The 16,967-nt window shown below is 61.9% G+C and carries 18 protein-coding genes and 1 pseudogene; 10 read left to right on the top strand and 9 right to left on the bottom strand.

Annotated features, from left to right (window positions below; translation table 11 throughout):
• Nucleotides 1-25 precede the first annotated feature (25 nt).
• Nucleotides 26-673, bottom strand: coding sequence for an MBL fold metallo-hydrolase (locus R4P64_RS10340; protein ID WP_033233931.1), 648 nt, complete (start codon nucleotides 671-673; stop codon nucleotides 26-28).
• Between the two features lie 139 nt (nucleotides 674-812).
• Between R4P64_RS10340 and purS the strand changes: the two genes are divergently transcribed.
• Both purS and purQ read left to right on the top strand, forming a co-directional pair.
• On the top strand, nucleotides 813-1,052 hold the full coding sequence (gene purS / locus R4P64_RS10335; RefSeq protein ID WP_003945817.1) for a phosphoribosylformylglycinamidine synthase subunit PurS: 240 nt from the start codon (nucleotides 813-815) through the stop codon (nucleotides 1,050-1,052).
• On the top strand, nucleotides 1,049-1,726 hold the full coding sequence (gene purQ / locus R4P64_RS10330) for a phosphoribosylformylglycinamidine synthase subunit PurQ (protein ID WP_033233932.1): 678 nt from the start codon (nucleotides 1,049-1,051) through the stop codon (nucleotides 1,724-1,726). Before purS ends, purQ begins: the two co-directional genes overlap by 4 nt.
• A gap of 56 nt (nucleotides 1,727-1,782) precedes the next feature.
• Here the strand turns inward: purQ and R4P64_RS10325 are convergent, their stop codons facing one another.
• Nucleotides 1,783-2,871, bottom strand: coding sequence for a sensor histidine kinase (locus R4P64_RS10325; protein ID WP_317820650.1), 1,089 nt, complete (start codon nucleotides 2,869-2,871; stop codon nucleotides 1,783-1,785).
• The gene (locus R4P64_RS10320; RefSeq protein ID WP_033233934.1) at nucleotides 2,868-3,587 is read right to left on the bottom strand and encodes a response regulator transcription factor; all 720 of its coding nucleotides are present in this window, start codon (nucleotides 3,585-3,587) and stop codon (nucleotides 2,868-2,870) included. The genes R4P64_RS10325 and R4P64_RS10320 overlap by 4 nt, the downstream gene beginning before the upstream one ends.
• 212 nt (nucleotides 3,588-3,799) lie before the next feature.
• On the opposite strand from R4P64_RS10320, the gene R4P64_RS10315 reads away from it, so the two are divergent.
• Nucleotides 3,800-4,438, top strand: coding sequence for a DUF305 domain-containing protein (locus R4P64_RS10315; RefSeq protein ID WP_045069717.1), 639 nt, complete (start codon nucleotides 3,800-3,802; stop codon nucleotides 4,436-4,438).
• A 364-nt stretch (nucleotides 4,439-4,802) separates the two neighbouring features.
• A pseudogene (locus R4P64_RS10310) lies at nucleotides 4,803-5,171 on the top strand (heavy metal translocating P-type ATPase); the annotation flags it as partial.
• On the opposite strand, the gene R4P64_RS10305 reads toward R4P64_RS10310, so the two are convergent.
• The gene (locus R4P64_RS10305) at nucleotides 5,155-5,445 is read right to left on the bottom strand and encodes a YiaA/YiaB family inner membrane protein (protein WP_033233936.1); all 291 of its coding nucleotides are present in this window, start codon (nucleotides 5,443-5,445) and stop codon (nucleotides 5,155-5,157) included. The pseudogene R4P64_RS10310 and the gene R4P64_RS10305 sit on opposite strands and share 17 nt — an antisense overlap.
• Nucleotides 5,446-5,765: 320 nt before the next feature.
• Between R4P64_RS10305 and R4P64_RS10300 the strand changes: the two genes are divergently transcribed.
• A complete protein-coding gene (locus R4P64_RS10300) occupies nucleotides 5,766-6,188 on the top strand; it encodes a hypothetical protein (RefSeq protein ID WP_154883440.1) in 423 nt (140 codons plus the stop codon).
• 10 nt (nucleotides 6,189-6,198) lie between these two features.
• Here R4P64_RS10300 and R4P64_RS10295 read toward each other — a convergent pair whose 3' ends face one another.
• The 4 genes from R4P64_RS10295 to R4P64_RS10280 form a co-directional block, all read right to left on the bottom strand.
• On the bottom strand, nucleotides 6,199-6,609 hold the full coding sequence (locus R4P64_RS10295; protein WP_033233938.1) for an arsenate reductase ArsC: 411 nt from the start codon (nucleotides 6,607-6,609) through the stop codon (nucleotides 6,199-6,201).
• Between the two features lie 29 nt (nucleotides 6,610-6,638).
• On the bottom strand, nucleotides 6,639-7,748 hold the full coding sequence (arsB, locus tag R4P64_RS10290) for an ACR3 family arsenite efflux transporter (protein ID WP_033233939.1): 1,110 nt from the start codon (nucleotides 7,746-7,748) through the stop codon (nucleotides 6,639-6,641).
• Complete coding sequence (locus R4P64_RS10285) at nucleotides 7,745-8,122, bottom strand: metalloregulator ArsR/SmtB family transcription factor (RefSeq protein WP_317540665.1); 378 nt, start codon at nucleotides 8,120-8,122, stop codon at nucleotides 7,745-7,747. The genes arsB and R4P64_RS10285 overlap by 4 nt, the downstream gene beginning before the upstream one ends.
• A 67-nt stretch (nucleotides 8,123-8,189) precedes the next feature.
• Nucleotides 8,190-9,074, bottom strand: coding sequence for a helix-turn-helix domain-containing GNAT family N-acetyltransferase (locus R4P64_RS10280; RefSeq protein ID WP_033234329.1), 885 nt, complete (start codon nucleotides 9,072-9,074; stop codon nucleotides 8,190-8,192).
• A 99-nt stretch (nucleotides 9,075-9,173) separates the two neighbouring features.
• Between R4P64_RS10280 and R4P64_RS10275 the strand changes: the two genes are divergently transcribed.
• The 4 genes from R4P64_RS10275 to R4P64_RS10260 are packed head-to-tail and all read left to right on the top strand — an operon-like array spanning nucleotide 9,174 to nucleotide 13,462.
• Nucleotides 9,174-10,520 carry an NAD(P)-binding domain-containing protein gene (locus R4P64_RS10275; protein WP_317821083.1) on the top strand — a complete coding sequence of 449 codons (1,347 nt, stop codon included), beginning with the start codon at nucleotides 9,174-9,176 and terminating at the stop codon, nucleotides 10,518-10,520.
• Between the two features lie 10 nt (nucleotides 10,521-10,530).
• Complete coding sequence (locus R4P64_RS10270; protein ID WP_317820644.1) at nucleotides 10,531-11,742, top strand: MFS transporter; 1,212 nt, start codon at nucleotides 10,531-10,533, stop codon at nucleotides 11,740-11,742.
• A 44-nt stretch (nucleotides 11,743-11,786) separates the two neighbouring features.
• Complete coding sequence (locus tag R4P64_RS10265; protein ID WP_092806403.1) at nucleotides 11,787-12,140, top strand: VOC family protein; 354 nt, start codon at nucleotides 11,787-11,789, stop codon at nucleotides 12,138-12,140.
• Between the two features lie 29 nt (nucleotides 12,141-12,169).
• Complete coding sequence (locus R4P64_RS10260) at nucleotides 12,170-13,462, top strand: M18 family aminopeptidase (protein ID WP_317820641.1); 1,293 nt, start codon at nucleotides 12,170-12,172, stop codon at nucleotides 13,460-13,462.
• Here the strand turns inward: R4P64_RS10260 and R4P64_RS10255 are convergent.
• Nucleotides 13,446-14,435 (bottom strand): Dyp-type peroxidase, encoded by a 990-nt coding sequence (locus R4P64_RS10255; protein ID WP_045069719.1) that lies wholly within the window; start codon nucleotides 14,433-14,435, stop codon nucleotides 13,446-13,448. The two genes, R4P64_RS10260 and R4P64_RS10255, sit on opposite strands and share 17 nt — an antisense overlap.
• A 252-nt stretch (nucleotides 14,436-14,687) precedes the next feature.
• On the opposite strand from R4P64_RS10255, the gene purL reads away from it, so the two are divergent.
• The gene (gene purL, locus R4P64_RS10250) at nucleotides 14,688-16,967 is read left to right on the top strand and encodes a phosphoribosylformylglycinamidine synthase subunit PurL (protein WP_317820640.1); all 2,280 of its coding nucleotides are present in this window, start codon (nucleotides 14,688-14,690) and stop codon (nucleotides 16,965-16,967) included.

Raw genomic sequence — 16,967 nt, 5'->3', positions numbered from 1 at the left:
AGAAACTCGCCTCGGAAAACTCCAGCTACGCAATCTCGACGTCGGACTCCTCGTCGAGCACCCGGAACTCGGTGCCGGCGGGGGCCATGTCGGAGTAACGACCGTAGAAGATGCCAGATGCCTCCTCGCGGAGTATGCCCTGATGAATAGGCACCGCGACACGAGGAGCTACCGCTCGGAGATAGTCGACGGCTTCCCAGATCTTCAACCACGGCGCAGCGGCAGGCAAAGCAAGAACATCAACGGACTGCTCGGGCACGACCAACGAGTCACCCGGGTGCATGAACTGTGCCGGATTGACGGCATCGCCGAGTAGGAAAGCAGTGTTGTCGATCATCGGCAGATCGGGATGAATGATCGCGTGCTCGCCGCCTGCGCCGGTCACCTGAACCTCACCGATGCTGAAGTGCTCACCCGCGCGAACGGCATTCCACCGGCCACCGAGCTTGGCCGCAGTTTGCGGATCGCTGTACAAAGCCGCGTCGGGATTCGCGTCGACGAGAGCGGGCAGACGCTCTGGATCCGCGTGATCCGGGTGCTGATGCGTTACGAGAATGGCGTCGAGGCCGGTCACGCCCTCGAAACCGTGCGAGAAATTGCCCGGATCGAAGAGGATTTTCGAACCGTTCAATTCGACAAGTACACAGGAATGGCCAAAATGTGTCAGTCGCATGATTTCGAGTATGCCTTTTACAGGTGGTGGGCGTCACCCCAGCTCTCACTCGATGCGAAGGTTCCAGACTGCGCCCGGTAAACTCGTCGATACCCGGTGTTTCACTCTGGGTTCGCGCACTAGTACCGAGGAGCAGCACGTGGCCCGTGTCGTCGTCGAAGTCATGCCCAAGGCCGAGATTCTCGACCCCCAGGGACAGGCCATTGTCGGGGCACTGTCTCGCCTGGGCTTTGCAGGAGTATCCGATGTCCGTCAGGGCAAGCGGTTCGAGTTGGAAATCGACGGCAGCGTCGAAGATGCCGAGCTCGAGAAGATCGCCGAAGGCCTACTGGCCAACACGGTGATCGAGGATTGGACCGTCAGGCGAGTCGAGGCATGAGCGCACGAATCGGAGTCATCACCTTCCCGGGCACACTCGACGACGTCGACGCAGCTCGCGCGGTGAACTTGGCCGGCGGTGAAGCTGTGGCACTGTGGCACGGCGACGCCGACCTCAAGGGCGTCGACGCAGTCATCGTCCCCGGTGGATTCTCCTACGGCGATTACCTTCGCTGTGGTGCGATCGCACGGTTCGCTCCGGCCATGGGCAAGGTTGTCGAAGCAGCCAAGGGCGGCATGCCCGTCCTCGGCATCTGCAACGGCTTCCAGATCCTCTGCGAAGCTGGTTTGCTCCCCGGAGCCCTCACCCGCAACCAGGGTCTGCACTTCATCTGCCGCGACGAGTGGCTGACCGTCGAAGCCACCAACACGGCCTGGTCTTCACGTTACGAGGCCGGCGCGCAGATCCTCATCCCCCTCAAATCGGGTGAAGGTCGCTTCCAGGCATCCGAGAACGTTCTCGACGAACTCGAAGGCGAAGGCCGCGTCGTATTCCGTTACTCGGAAGAGAACCCCAACGGCTCACAGCGTCGTATTGCGGGTATTTCCTCCGCCAACGGTCGCGTCGTCGGACTCATGCCGCACCCCGAGCACGCCACCGAGGCTCTTACCGGCCCCAGCGACGACGGACTCGGCTTGTTCTACTCGGCATTGGATTCCATCGTCAACGCCTGATACATCTTTTCGGCAGCGCCCGCCCACCAGTTCACCTGGTTGGCGGGCGCTGTTTTTCATGTGTCTGATGCGAGTTGCCCGGGCAGTGCCAGTTCGAGGATGGTGCCGCCGAGCGGATTCGGCCGAGCCGTCAACGTGCCGCCGTGGGCGCGTGCGAGACTCCGCGCAATGGTGAGTCCCAATCCGGAACCGTCGGAACTCTCGCCGCGATGAAACCTGTCGAACACAGACTCGAGTTGATCCTCCGGGATGCCCTCACCGGTGTCGCTGACAGCTACCGAAATGTGGTCGGGCGATTCTGTGACGGCTACGGCGACGCTTCCCCCGCCTGGCGTGTGCCGCAATGCATTCTCGAGAAGGTTGGACAGAATTTGTTCGATCCGCTGGCGATCGACGCGAACTCTCACCGGGTGCGCAGGTGTTGCCGTAGACAGCGTCACGGCGCGTTCCTCGAACCGTGGTGCGACCGCAGTTGTTGTGCTGCAGACGATATCGCTGAGGTCGTCGGCTGCGAGAATGAGATCCAGGGCGTGCTCGTCGGCCGCCGAAACATCGGAGAGATCATGAGCGAGCCGTCGCAGTCGTTCCAGTTGATCGCGCATCACTGCCCATGACGTGCCATCGGCCTCGAGCACACCATCCTCGAGGCCGTCCACGTAAGCTGCCAAAGTTGATACCGGAGTGCGTAATTCGTGGGCCAGATCCGCCAACAGGCGCTTACGGACGCGATCGGAATGATCAAGTCGCTCGGCCATGTCGCAGAATGCGCCTTCCAGGCGCGTGAAATCCGAGTCGACATCCGATTGCTCGATGTGGACGTCGTACTTGCCTTCGGCGACGCTCTGCGCCGCGACCGCGAGTCGACTGATAGGTGCGGTAATCCGCCGAACGACGTACACCGCAGCGATACTCGCGCCGACGAGTGCAACCGCTATGCCGCTCAACAGTGCCACGAATATTGTTTGGCTGAAGGCTTCTTCGGTGTGCAGGCGGACGTTGTCGTCTTCGATCCCGGCCATCGCGAGGTGATTGTGGAACAGAGGAGCCGCGATTGCGACAGCGACCGCAGCGATCGTCACGCAACACACCAGTAGAACGACAATCTGAGCGACCAGCAACCTGCCGCGCAGGCCGAGGCGGTTCATGACGACCTCAATGCATAACCCATACCGCGCACGGTCCGGATGAAACGGGGATCTGCTGCGTCGTCGCCGAGTTTGCGTCGGAGCGCGCGGATGTGGACGTCGACGATGTGCTGATCGCCGAACCACGAGGAACCCCAGACTGCCGTGATGATGTCGCTTCGGCTCAGGGCGGCGTCGGGTCTGGTCGCCAGGGCAGTGAGAAGTTCGAACTCGGTGGGGGTGAGTTCTACGGGCGCTCCGTCGACGCGCACGGTCCGCGCGATGAGGTCGATATCGAGGCCGTCCGGCGTCGGCAACGGTTCGGACATCAGGCTCGACGCCCTGGGTCTACGTAGAAGCGCTTTGACGCGCGCGACAAGTTCGCGCGGTCCGAAGGGTTTGACCACGTAGTCGTCCGCACCGGCTGCGAGTCCCGCGACCTTGTCGGACTCGTCGCCGCGGGCCGACAACATCAGAATGTAGGCATCGGAGAAACTGCGGATTCGTCGGCAGACTTCCATGCCGTCGAATCCGGGAAGCATCAGATCCAGAACGACAAGCGAAGGTTCGAAATCATGGGCAGCCGCGACGGCGGTCGGACCGTCATGCGCGATGCGAACGTGAAAACCTTCGCGTGCAAGGTAATTGGCTACCACCTTGGCGAGTGCCGGTTCGTCCTCGACCACCAGGACGCGGTCGGCTCCCTCGGCGCGTGAGTGTCCGGATTCGGAGTTCATGTTGTCAGGTTAGCCCAGCAGCGAGGCGATATCGGCGCCTTCCGGTGGACTGTGAAGATTCGATGAAGGTACTCCGTTTCGATCGGTTATCACGGGCTTCGGCGCACTCTCGTCGGTAGGGTGGTGGACGCACGCTTCGAAGGTTTCAATTTCGAAGTCGTTGCACAGTAATAAGTTTCGTGTGAAGTCGGATTTTCAGGAGTGTTGTCGTGGTGTTCTCTCTCAAGAGTGGTTATGTGAAGTTTGTTCCCGTCTTGGCAGCAGGTGCGTTGGTGATCGCCGGTTGTTCGGACGGCGGTGATTCGGCGCCCACAACTGCAGCGGAGACATCGATATCCGCCACCCAGACTGCGGTCCCGCAGGGAGTTAACGCAGCGGACATCGAGTTCTTGGAGGGGATGTACCCGCACCACGCCCAGGCGCTCGACATGGCAAAAATGGTTGAGGGGCGGACGGATAACGCTGAACTGATCGCGCTGGCAGCGCAGATCGAAGCTGCTCAGGACCCGGAAATGCAGCAAATGTCGGAAATGCTGACACAGTGGGGGCGCCCCGACCCGGCGTCCAACCCCACAGGCGGCATGGACCATTCCGGTCACGGAGTAGGAATGGCGGACATGCCGGGCATGATGTCGGATGACGACATGGCCGAGATGATGGATGCCCAGGGTGTCGAGTTCGACAAGATGTGGCTGACCATGATGATCGAACATCACACCGGCGCGATCACCATGTCGCAGACCGAACTCGACTCCGGGTTGGATCCAACTGCCGAGAAGCTGGCAGAAGAGATCATCGCTGCTCAGCAGGCCGAGATTGTGCAGATGCAAGCGATGCTGGCCGCCTTGTAGCGGTGCCCGCGATTGTCGAGGTGTTGATTCGGGCATTCGTTCAGGACATGGACGAGTCCATGATCACCGGTGAGTTGAAAACGGTGCGGCGCACAATCGGTGATCAGGTGGTTGCGGGCACTGTGGCCTGCGCATGTTCTCGAGCGCCATGCGGTCGGTAATCAGAATCCCCGCTCGCGCAGCATGTTCCGTGGCAATCGACCCTACCAACGGGATTGCCAGCCCCAGCGCGTGCGGACACGCAATCACCAGCACGGTGATGGTGCGGGTCGGAATCCGTGGCTGAGGTGATTTCAGGTAGCGATCACTGGTTGGGTGAAGGCTCGACGGTGCTGCATGTATTGAGGGACAACGTCGTGATGGGGCGTTGGCCCAGGCCGATGTCGGTATCGCCAGTGGCGCCGGCACTGACGTGGCGATCGCGTCGGCGGGAGTTGTTCTGGCCAGCGATGATCCGCGAGCGGTAGCCTCGGTTATCGAGCTGTCGCACGCAACCTACCGGAAAATGGTTCAGAACTTTTGGTGGGCAGCGGGTTACAACGCGATTTCGGTTCCCTTGGCTGCGGGTGTGCTGGCGCCTGTCGGGTTTGTGCTGCCCATGGAAGTGGGGGCAATCCTGATGTCGGTATCGACCGTGGTGGTTGCGGTCAACGCTCAATTGCTTCGACGGTTGGATCTGCGGCAACCACCCGTCCCCGCGGGGGAGTCGAAAGTCCTCACGCCGCAGCTTTGAATGGATCGTGTTCCGCGATCAGTTTGTCGAGCCTGGCTTCATCCATACGAACCCGTACGGTGGAGGCTTCCTGCTGATCGCGAATCACCTTTGCCAAGGTGAATGTGCTGGTCACCAGAAACAGTAGAGACATGCCGAGGAATCCGCGCTGCCAGGCGTCGATCGGTAGGTAGGCGATGCCCACGAGGGTGCCTACGAAGCTCACGGCAAACGCTATTCCGGCCTGTGCAAAAAATGCGGCGGTGCTCTTCGAGGGTGTTGTCGGTGTGCTCATGACAATAAGTCTGCAGGTCCGAGCGCCTTGGCTGGATGCGTAGTCCTACTCGAGTTCTCACGGTACTTACCCGGCAGGTACCGGGCATAGTTGTATACATACCAACCGGTACTTTGTTTTATGTAGATAGTTCACTACAAAAGAAGTTTTCGGGCGAATGTAACAAAACACTTGCCGTTTCTTTACAGATCTGGGTAACCTGTAACGGTAAGCCTGGTGGACAGGCTGAATGTCTACGGCATCCGATGGCGTATGGATGACCGTTGTGACAAGACCGTTATTGCGAAATCGGTGGAGGTAGCATCATGGAAGGCGTTCCCATGTCTCGTCAGGCAATCAGTCTCGGCAGCTCGAATGGGTTGTCCGACAATGACAATCGGCAATACGGCGGCGGGGGTTTAGCAGATCGCCTTGGTGTCCTGTTCCAATCGGCGGCCGAATCGGGGACGGTACTCACTCGTGGGCACCTTGCGGCAGTGTTGTCCTGCTCGGATGCTCAGTGGGAGATGGCTGGTGGAGTGCTGACCGATGGTCGCGAACTCCTGGGGCAAGACCCCCGGAAGATCGTCCTGGAATGGTTGGGCGAGATGGGTGGCAGCAACGAGGTCGAGGTATCGGACGTCTGGGCGCTGCGATTCATGCGTGTCGCGGAGGGGTTGTCCAGTGAGTCACTTGCACTGTTGGTGCAGGCGTGTGCTCACTTGGCGCAGTCGGAACGCAGCGAGAACCACACTGCAGTTTAGGTAGTAGCAGCTAGACCGGTTGGGCCGTGAGTTCGTCGACAAGTGCCTGTACATGGGCCTTGATCTTGTCCCGGATAGGTCGGACGGCGTCGATGCCCGCTCCAGCCGGATCATCGAGAACCCAGTCTCGGTAGCTTGTACCCGGGAAGACCGGGCAAGTATCACCGCAACCCATCGTGATGACAACGTCCGAATTCTGCACTGCATCGGCGGTGAGAATCTTCGGAGTTTGGTCGGAGATATCGATACCTAGCTCCGCCATCGCTTCGACCGCAGCGGAATTGACGCTCTCGGCCGGCGCGGATCCGGCTGAGCGAACCTCGATGGCATCGGCGGCGAAATGATTCAGGAATCCGGCCGCCATCTGTGACCGGCCGGCATTGTGGACGCACACGAACAGAACGCTGGGCTTGTCGGACATGAGTTTCGGGTTCCTTTCACGAAGCAACTCTAGGACGATGCGTTTGTAGAGTCGGCAGATTCGAGTGAAATATCCTGGGTGGCAAAGCGTTTACGTAGAGCGAGTGAGACGTAGACCAAGCCGACCAGCACCGGTACCTCGATCAGTGGGCCGACAACACCGGCGAGTGCTTGGCCGGACGTGGCGCCGTACGTGGCGATGGCAACGGCGATTGCCAATTCGAAGTTGTTGCCGGCTGCGGTGAACGCGAGTGTTGTGGTGCGTTTGTATCCCAATCCCATTGTGGCACCGAGGATGTAGCCTCCGCCCCACATCAGGGCGAAGTAAGCCAGCAGGGGAAGCGCTATGCGGACGACGTCCCACGGCTGCGAAGTGATCTGCTCGCCTTGCAGCGAAAACAGGACAACGATAGTGAACAGCAGACCGTAGAGCGCCCACGGGCTGATCTTGGGAATGAACGTGTTGTCGTACCAGTCTCGGCCTTTCGACCGCTCACCGAAAAAGCGGGACAGGAAGCCGGCGAGCAACGGGATGCCGAGAAAGATCAGCACGGATTTGGCGATCTGCCACGGGGACGTGTCGATCGTTGTCTGCTCGAGGCCGAGCCACCCGGGCAGAACCGAGAGGTAGAACCAGCCGAGCACGGCGAACATGACTACCTGGAAGACCGAGTTGATGGCTACCAATACCGCGGCGGCTTCGCGGTCTCCGCAGGCCAGGTCGTTCCAGATGATGACCATTGCGATACAGCGGGCCAGGCCGACGATGATCAGACCCGTCCGGTATTCGGGGAGGTCAGGCAGGAAAAGCCAGGCAAGGGCGAACATCAGTGCCGGTCCGAGGATCCAGTTCAGGAACAGCGATCCGGCAAGGAGTTTCTTGTCGCCGGTGACGGTGTCGAGGCGGTCGTATCGGACTTTCGCGAGTACGGGATACATCATGATCAGCAAGCCCAGCGCGATCGGCAGCGAGATACCGTCGATCTGCACCTTTTCGATTGCTGTGTTCAAGCCTGGAACCCAACGGCCCAGGAGCAGTCCGGCAACCATCGCGACACCGATCCACGCCGGAAGAAATCGGTCGAGAGTGGAGAGTTTGCCGACAACGGCTGGATTCTTGGTTGTGGCAGCGTTGCTCATGCCGTGACCTCGGCGCATTTGTCTGCGGCGGATCCTTCGACCAGGAGAACCGCTGAAAGCTGTCGTAGTGCAGCAGGAACAACCCAGTAGTACACCCAGGTGCCACGTCGTTCGCAGTCGAGCAGTCCGGCCTGGCGCAGCACCTTGAGGTGATGCGAGATTGTCGGCTGAGACAGATCGAACGTGTCGGAAATGTCGCAGACGCAGGCTTCTCCACCCTTGTGGCTGGCCACCAGGCTCAACAGGCGCAGTCGCACGGGGTCGCCGAGTGCCTTGAACATCCGGGCCAAGTCACCGGCCCAGTCCTCGGTCAACGGTTCGCGGACAAGTGGGGTGCAGCACGCGTCGGATTCCGGCACGTCTTGATTCGACATTCGTCAATATTGACAGATATCGAAATAGGGCGCAATTCGGCGATGGCCGAACCGTCGCTCGAAGACCTCAGGCGGACTCGGCCGCTGATCTCCGTTCGAGAAGAACGGTGTCGCGCCAGATGCCGTCGAGTTGGGCGATCTTCTCGCGGATGCCGACGGTGCGGAACCCGGCGGAGTGATGCAGTGAGATCGAAGCGCGGTTTTCGGGGAAGATCGAGGTCTGCAAGGTCCAGAAGCCGTCATCGTCGGCGGACATAACCTGCTTGCGTAGCAGTGCTTTTCCGACGCCTCGGCCACGCATCCCGTCGGCTACATAGACGGAATTCTCGGCAACCCCGCGGTAGCAGTCTCTCCCGGAGGCTTGGCTCAGAGTCGCCCATCCCACGACGAGATCGTCGATGGTCGCGACCCAGCGGTGTTTTGGCAGCCACTGCACATCGAGTTGCTCGCGGGTAGGAACCTCGACGGCGAAGGTGGCGTTGCGGGTGTCGATCCCTTCGCCGTAGATCCGTAGGACCGCGTCCCAGTCTTTGTCGGCCATCGCCCGCACGGTGACGTCGTCGGGCAGATCGGTCGGGCAGCAGGGCCGCGGCGCGAGAACTCCCATGACGATGTCGGCCGGCTGCGGCAAGGCAACGCAGCACGTCGGACTCATCGCAACAACGGTGCTGGTTCCATCCTTGCGCAGATCTACGAATCCCACGTCGGCGAGCTTGCGTAGATGGTGGGAAACGGTTGGTTGTCCGATTCCCAGAGCTTCTGCGAGTGCGCCGACGGTAATCCCGCCGGAAGCGCTCGCGACCCGGTGCAGGAGTCGGACCCGCATCGGCTCGGCCAGGCAAGCGAACCACTGTGCATACGTGTCGGCGTCACTCTGTTCGATCAGGTTCGAACCGATCTGGCCCTGAGCCGAATCGCCGATGCGAACGGCCGGAGTCTGCAGCGATGTCATATTCACACTATATCGATAACGGTCGATGGTTGCATTCATCGACGTTCGTCAATATAGTCGGATTAAATATTGATGACTGTCGATGAAGGAGTGTTGGTGATGGATGAACTACCTGTTGTGGTGATCGGAGCCGGACCGATCGGTCTCGCTGCCGCTGCGCAGTTGCGCGAGCGCGGCCTCGCACCGCTGGTGTTCGAGCGCGGCGAGGTGGCGGGCGCAGCGATATCCGAATGGAATCACGTGCGGCTGTTTTCGCGTTGGTCCGAACTTGTCGACCCGGCGGCTCGGCGCCTGCTCGAGCAGAAGGGATGGAACTCGCCCGACGCCGATACTTACCCGACTGGGCAACAATGGCGACGGCTCTACCTCGAGCCGCTCGCCAAAGCCCTCGGCGATGTGGTCCAGTTTGGCACCGAGGTGGTCGGCGTTGCCCGGCGCGGCCGCGACCTGGTCGTTGACGACGGCCGGGACTCGGAACCCCTCTCGATTCATATTCGTCGTACCGACGGGACCGAGGATCGAGTCTTCGCTCAAGGTGTTGTCGATGCGTCAGGGACCTGGGGAGAACCCAATCCTCTTGGCGGGGAAGGTTTGCCGGCGCTCGGGGAAAATGCGGCCGGGGATGTGATCACGTACCGTGTCCCCGATCTCGACGACGAGGCCGTGCGCGCACGTTTCGCGGGAAAGCACACCGTCATCGCGGGCAGCGGTCATTCGGCGCTGACGGCGATGGTCGCCCTGGCAGCACTTGATGCGGAGGGCACCCGAATCACCTGGGTGGTCCGGCGGGGGAATGTCGGTTCCGCGTTCGGCGGCGGCGAGTCTGACGAGCTGCCCGCTCGCGGTGCGCTCGGACTGCGCGCGAAGAAGGCCGTCGACGACGGGCTCCTCACTGTGGTCGCCGGATTCCGCACCGCAAGTGTCGAATCCGCGGGGGACGGCCAGGTGTCGCTGATCTCCGATGGCGGTCACCGGGTCGAGAACGTCGACAATGTCGTCGCATTGACCGGCTTCCGTCCTGATTTGTCCTGGCTCTCGGAAATCCGCCTCGGTCTCGACCCCGTACTGCAGGCACCGACACAGCTCGCGCCGCTGATCGACCCGAACGTCCACTCCTGCGGCACGGTGTATCCCCATGGCGCGAAGGAACTTCGACACCCCGAACCGGGTGTGTACCTGGCGGGGATGAAGAGCTACGGCCGCGCGCCGACGTTCTTGGCCATGACCGGATACGAGCAGGTTCGCAGCATCGCCGCCGAACTTGCCGGTGATCACGAAGCTGCTGCCCGGGTGGAGTTGATTCTCCCGGAAACCGGAGTCTGCGGTGGGGCAGGAGTTTTCGACGAACCCGATACCGCGGAAAGTGAAGGTGGTTGTTGCGCTACACCGGCTCCGCAACTGATTTCACTCTCCGGCCGCGCCGGTAGTGCCAACTCCTGCGGATAGAACCAAACCGATGACCACCGTCGAGGATCCGTCCGTTGCCCTCGCTCCTTCGGGTCTGCGGCGGGTCCTGGCGGCGTTGTGCCTGACGGAAATTACCAGTTGGGGAATCCTGTACTACGCGTTTCCTGTTCTGTCGGTGTCGATCTCACGCGACACCGGATGGTCGATCACGGTGATCGTGGCTGCGTTCTCCGTCAGTCAGCTGATTGCTGCCGCAGTCGGGATTCCGGTCGGGCGGGTCCTTGACCGACACGGGCCCCGCTGGGTCATGACCACGGGTTCGGTGCTTGCGGTCCCTGCGGTTGTCGCCATTGCGACAGCACCTACGATCCCTGTCTTTTTTGCCGGGTGGGTACTCGCAGGAGTCGCTATGGGGGCGGTGCTGTATCCACCGGCATTCGCTGCGTTGACGCGTTGGTACGGTGACGGCCACGTCAAAGCGCTGATGATTCTCACACTTGCCGCCGGTTTGGCCAGCACGGTATTCGCGCCGATTTCCGCTGTTCTCGACGATCGATTCGATTGGCGCACAACGTACTTGGTTCTCGCGCTCATTTTGGCTGCAGTTACTATCCCCGGACATATCTGGGGTTTGCGAGGTCCGTGGCCCGAACCGGTTCGCCTTGCCGGGGCGCACCCAGGCGATTTCCGAAACGCCGTCCGCAGTCCTGCCTTTCTGGCACTCGCCATTGCTCTCGCAGCCGGGGCGTTTGCCGCGTCGGCGGGAGTGTTCAATCTTGTGCTGCTGTTGATCGAGCGAGGTTTCAGTCCCGGTCTTGCCGCTCTGACGCTCGGGTTGGGCGGCGCCGGCCAGGTTGTCGGCCGACTCTTCTATCTGCCGTTTGCGGCACGAACGACCGTTCGTATGCGCACCGTATCCGTTATTGCAGTCGCCGGACTGAGCACCGCCGGGCTAGGTCTCACTGGCGTGGCCACCGTATTGATCGGTCTGGCAATCGGCGCGGGATTGGTCCGCGGAATCTTCACCCTCATCCAGGCCACTGCGATTACCGATCGATGGGGAAGAGAGCACTACGGCCGTCTGAGCGGAATCATGTCGGCGCCGATCGTCATTGCCATGGCGCTCGGGCCGTGGGCCGGCAGCGTGCTCTCGATGTGGTCCGGGAGTTATGCCCACGCCTACCTGATTCTCGGAGCGGTCGCCGTCGTTGCCGCCGCGATCGGTGCCGCAAGCACTCCCGCTGCGGTCTCTCCGAAGTGAGAGAATTTTCCTCAATTGTCGGTGCCTTCCTTTACCGTTGGCCCATGACACTGACTCTGGGAATGATCACATTCGACAGCCTTGATCCAGGTCCACTCGCGCGATGGTGGGCTGAGCAGTTGGGCGGCAGCGTCACACAGGAGAACGACGGATGGTTCTACGTCGTCGAGGTCCCCGGCGCCTCCACCAATTTTGCCTTCCAGAAAGTCCCGGATCCCACGGCCGGAAAGAACCGAATCCACCTCGATCTGTCCAGCGAGGATCTCGACGCTGAAGTGTCGCGGCTGATCGAGGCCGGCGCTTCTGAGCATCACCGCGAGAACATGGACGGATTCCGCTGGGTGACACTGACAGACCCAGACGGCAACCAGTTCTGTGTGTCCGGCGCCCACAGCTGAGTGGTGGCTAGTCGGGCATGATGAAGGACATGACTTCCCACCCTTCTCTGACCGGGGCCGACGCTACTGGCCTGTGCAGTTTCGTTGATTCGTCGCCGTCACCGTTCCACGTGTGTGCAACAGTGGCGTCGCAGCTCACAGCCAGCGGATTTGGGGAACTGCAGGAGATCCAGCCGTGGCCGTCGGAGCCGGGACGGTATTTCCTGGTGCGGGGCGGTTCACTGATCGCGTGGAGTACCGACGGAGTCAGCGATTCCGCGCCGTTCCGCATCGTCGGCGGTCATACCGACAGCCCGAACTTGCGGGTGAAGCAGCATCCGGATCTGACGTCGGCGGGCTGGCAGATGGTAGGCCTCGAGCCGTACGGCGGAGCTTTGCTGAACTCGTGGCTTGACCGCGATCTCGGTATTTCCGGCCGTGTGAGTGTCCGGGTGGGAAACACGGTGGAGCAGAAGCTGGTTCGCATCGACGACCCGATTCTTCGTGTCCCGCAATTGGCGATCCATCTGTCCGAGGACCGCAAGGGCGTCACACTGGATCCGCAGCGGCATGTCAACGGAATCTGGGGTGTGGGCACCAAGCCCAAGTCATTCATCGGATTTGTCGCCGGTCGGGCCGGAGTTGCCGAATCATCCGTTCTGGGTTGGGAGTTGATGACTCACGATCTGGCGCCGAGCGCTGTGGTCGGCCTGGGCAAAGAACTCGTCAGTGCGCCGCGGCTCGACAATCAGGGCACGTGTTATGCCGGGACACAAGCACTTCTAGCCGCCACCGAATCCCCGGGGAACTATGTCCCGGTGCTTGCGCTCTTCGATCACGAAGAGGTGGGCAGCATGTCGGATCGCGGTGCGTTCTCGGATCTGCTCAACACGGTCCTCGAACGAATAGTGTTGGGCCGCGGCGGTGGCCGCGGCGAATTCCTACAGGCGATGGCAGGTTCGGTGTGCGCGTCCGGCGACATGGCGCACGCTACGCATCCCAACTACCCCGAACGTCACGAACCCGCGCACCGCATCGAGATCAACGGTGGTCCGGTACTCAAGGTCAACCAGAATCTGCGATACGCGACGGACGCTGCCGGTGCCGGTGAGTTCGCGCTTGCCTGTGATCAAGCAGGAGTTCCGTTGCAGCGCTATGTGCATCGGGCTGATCTGCCGTGCGGTTCTACCATCGGACCGATCACCGCATCGCGTACCGGGCTGTCCACCGTGGACGTCGGGGCGCCTCAGCTCGCGATGCACTCGGCTCGCGAGCTGATGGGCGCCGCCGACATCACGATGTATGCGGACGCTCTCGGCGCGTTTCTTACACCAAGGAGTTAGAAGCCGAGGAGTTAGAGGCCATAGCGGGGAGTTTCTCGAAGAATTCCGTGGTCGGGGTGAAGAACATCGAACCCGTCACGGCTGTCGAGAAGTCGAGAAGGCGGTCGTAGTTACCGCGCGGTGAGCCGAGGAACATGTTCTCCAACATGCGCTCGGTGATGGCGGGAGTGGCGCAGTACCCGATGAAGAATGTGCCGATCTCGTCATCACCGAGGCGTCCGTAGGGCATGTTGGCGCGCAGAATTTCGAGGGAGTTGCCGTCGTCGTCCTTGATCGCGTTGAGCGCGACGTGTGAGTTGGCCGGCATGACGTCCTTGGACATCTCGATGTCCTCGAGTTTGGTACGGCCGATGACGCGTTCCTGTTCGTCGACTGTGATCGCTTCCCACTCACGCATGTTGTGGATGTATCGCTGGATATGGACGTAACTGCCGCCCGAGAAATCGGGATCTTCGTCGCCGACGGTCACGGCAGCGATCGCGGCGCGGCCCGACGGGTTCTCGGTTCCGTCCACGAAGCCGATGAGGTCGCGGTTCTCGAAATACTGGAAACCGTGAATCTCGTCGACAACAGTTGCCGCGCCGTGCAGGCGCTTCGTGATCTGACGAGCTACCTCGAAGCACGCGTCCATGCTCATCGCACGAATGTGGAAGAGCAGATCTCCGGGCGTCGACGGCGCGTGATGGACGTCTCCCTGCAGAGCAGTGAACGGTCGTAGCAAGGCGGGCCGCGGACCGGCGAACAAACGATCCCAGACGTCCGAACCGATGCTGGTCACCACGTCCAAACCGGAACCGGGAACGCGCAGACCCACCGACCGCTGCAGGCCGGCCACATCGGCGAGCAATGCGCGCGTTGTGTCCTCCCCACCAGGGTTCACCGTCGCAACCAGGAAAATCGCCGCGGGAGTCAGGGGGGTCGTCACCGACTGGGATTGAGCCGTGACGTCCGACTGACGCACATCCTGTGGCATGGGGAAACCTTCCGTTCGAGTACCAAGCGACACCGGACCGAAAATAAAAACCGACCGGTTACCGAAACCGTAAAGGAGTGTGACGGGGACGACTTCGAAGACCCGCTGCTCGCGTCGGTGCCGCCGTCTGCGGAAGTCGTCGGCCCACCCCGATAGACTGTCTCCCGGCACGTTCTTTCGTTGGGCACATTTGTGGTGTCCCGCTCCGCGCCGGCTCGCTCTTGACTCCCGTAGGGAAGGGACCCCTCTCCAGTGTCTACTCATCAGGTCGATACCGTCACGCACGCATCGGCTGATCCCGATGCCGCTCAGCCGTTCAAGGAGCTAGGTCTCAAGGACGACGAATATGCCCGCATCAAGGAGATCCTGGGTCGCCGTCCCACGGACGCCGAACTGGCGATGTACTCGGTGATGTGGAGCGAGCACTGCTCGTACAAGTCCTCCAAGGTCCACCTCGGCTACTTCGGCAAGACCACCACCGACGAGATGCGCGCCAACATGCTGGCCGGTATCGGTGAGAACGCCGGCGTCGTCGACATCGGCGACGGCTGGGCAGTCACGTTCAAGGTCGAGAGCCACAACCACCCGTCCTACGTCGAGCCATACCAGGGTGCGGCAACCGGCGTCGGCGGCATCGTCCGCGACATCATGGCAATGGGTGCCCGGCCGATCGCCGTCATGGATCAGCTGCGTTTCGGCGCTGCTGACGCCCCCGATACCCGTCGCGTCGTCGACGGTGTCGTGCGCGGTGTCGGTGGTTACGGAAACTCCCTCGGCCTCCCCAACATCGGCGGCGAGACCGTCTTCGACGAGTCCTATGCCGGTAACCCACTGGTCAACGCCCTCGCTGCCGGCGTCATGCGCGTCGAGGATCTGCACCTTGCCTTTGCTTCGGGTGCAGGCAACAAGATCATCCTGTTCGGCGCTCGTACCGGTCTCGACGGCATCGGCGGCGTCTCGGTTCTCGCGTCGGCAACGTTCGACGGTGACGGTGGCGGTCGTAAGAAGCTCCCTGCGGTTCAGGTGGGCGACCCCTTCACCGAGAAGGTGCTCATCGAGTGCTGCCTCGACCTTTACAAGGCCGGACTCGTTGTCGGTATCCAGGACCTCGGCGGCGCCGGACTGTCCTGCGCCACCTCCGAGCTGGCTGCAGCCGGTGACGGCGGCATGCACATCAACCTCGAGAAGGTTCCGATGCGCGCCACCGGCATGACCCCGGCCGAGGTTCTCTCCAGCGAATCGCAGGAGCGCATGTGCGCCGTGGTCACGCCCGAGAACGTCGACGCGTTCATGGAGGTCTGCAAGAAGTGGGACGTCCTGGCCACCGACATCGGCGAGGTCACCGACGGTGAGCACCTCACCATCTCCTGGCACGGCGAGACCGTCGTCGACGTTCCCCCGCGCACCGTCGCTCACGAGGGCCCGGTCTACCACCGTCCCGTCGAGCGTCCGGCCACCCAGGACGCGTTGATCGCGAACACCACCGCAGGCCTCAAGCGTCCCGAGACGGATGAAGAACTCGAAGCCACCCTGCTGAAGATGATTGCTTCGCCTGCGCTATGCAGCCGCAAGTGGATCACCGAGCAGTACGACCGCTACGTCCGCGGAAACACCGTTCTGGCCGAGAACGCCGACGGCGGCGTCATCCGCATCGACGAGAAGACCGGCCGCGGAATCGCGCTGTCCACCGACGCCTCGGGCCGCTACACCGCGCTCGACCCGTACACCGGTGCGCAGCTCGCTCTCGCAGAGGCATTCCGCAACGTGGCAGTCACGGGCGCAACGCCCAAGGCCGTCTCCAACTGCCTCAACTTCGGTTCCCCCGAAGACCCGGGCGTCATGTGGCAGTTCCAGCAGGCCGTTCGCGGCCTCGCAGATGGTTGCGCCACACTCGGAATCCCGGTCACCGGCGGCAACGTCAGCTTCTACAACCAGACCGGCACCACGCCGATCCTGCCGACACCGGTGGTTGCCGTCCTCGGTGTGATCGACGACGTTCACCGCCGTATCCCGACGGGCCTCGGACTCGAGCCCGGCGAGACGCTGATCCTGCTCGGCGACACCCACGACGAATTCGACGGTTCCATCTGGTCGCAGGTCGAGCACGGCCATCTCGGTGGCGTGCCGCCGAAGGTCGACCTCGCCCGTGAGCAGCTTCTCGCCGACATCCTGCTCGCGTCGTCGCGTGACGGCCTCGTTACCGCAGCCCACGACCTGTCCGAAGGTGGACTGGCGCAGGCAGTAATCGAAGCCGCACTGGCCGGCGAAACCGGCTGCCGCATCCTGCTTCCCGAAGATGCCGACCCGTTCGTGGCACTCTTCTCCGAGTCCTCGGGTCGCGTCCTGGTGGCGGTTCCGCGCACCGAGGAAACGCGCTTCACCGGAATGTGCACCGCTCGCGGCTTGCCGTGGACGCGTATCGGCGTCGTCGACGAGGGCAGCGACTCCGTGGAGATTCAGGGACACTTCTCCGTCACGATGGCCAAGCTCCGTGAGGCCTTCGAGGGAACGCTGCCTGCCCTGTTCGGGTGA

The organism is Rhodococcus sp. IEGM 1366, from assembly GCF_033142425.1.
GTDB lineage: Bacteria > Actinomycetota > Actinomycetes > Mycobacteriales > Mycobacteriaceae > Rhodococcus_F > Rhodococcus_F globerula.
This window is presented reverse-complemented; position numbering and strand designations above follow the sequence as displayed.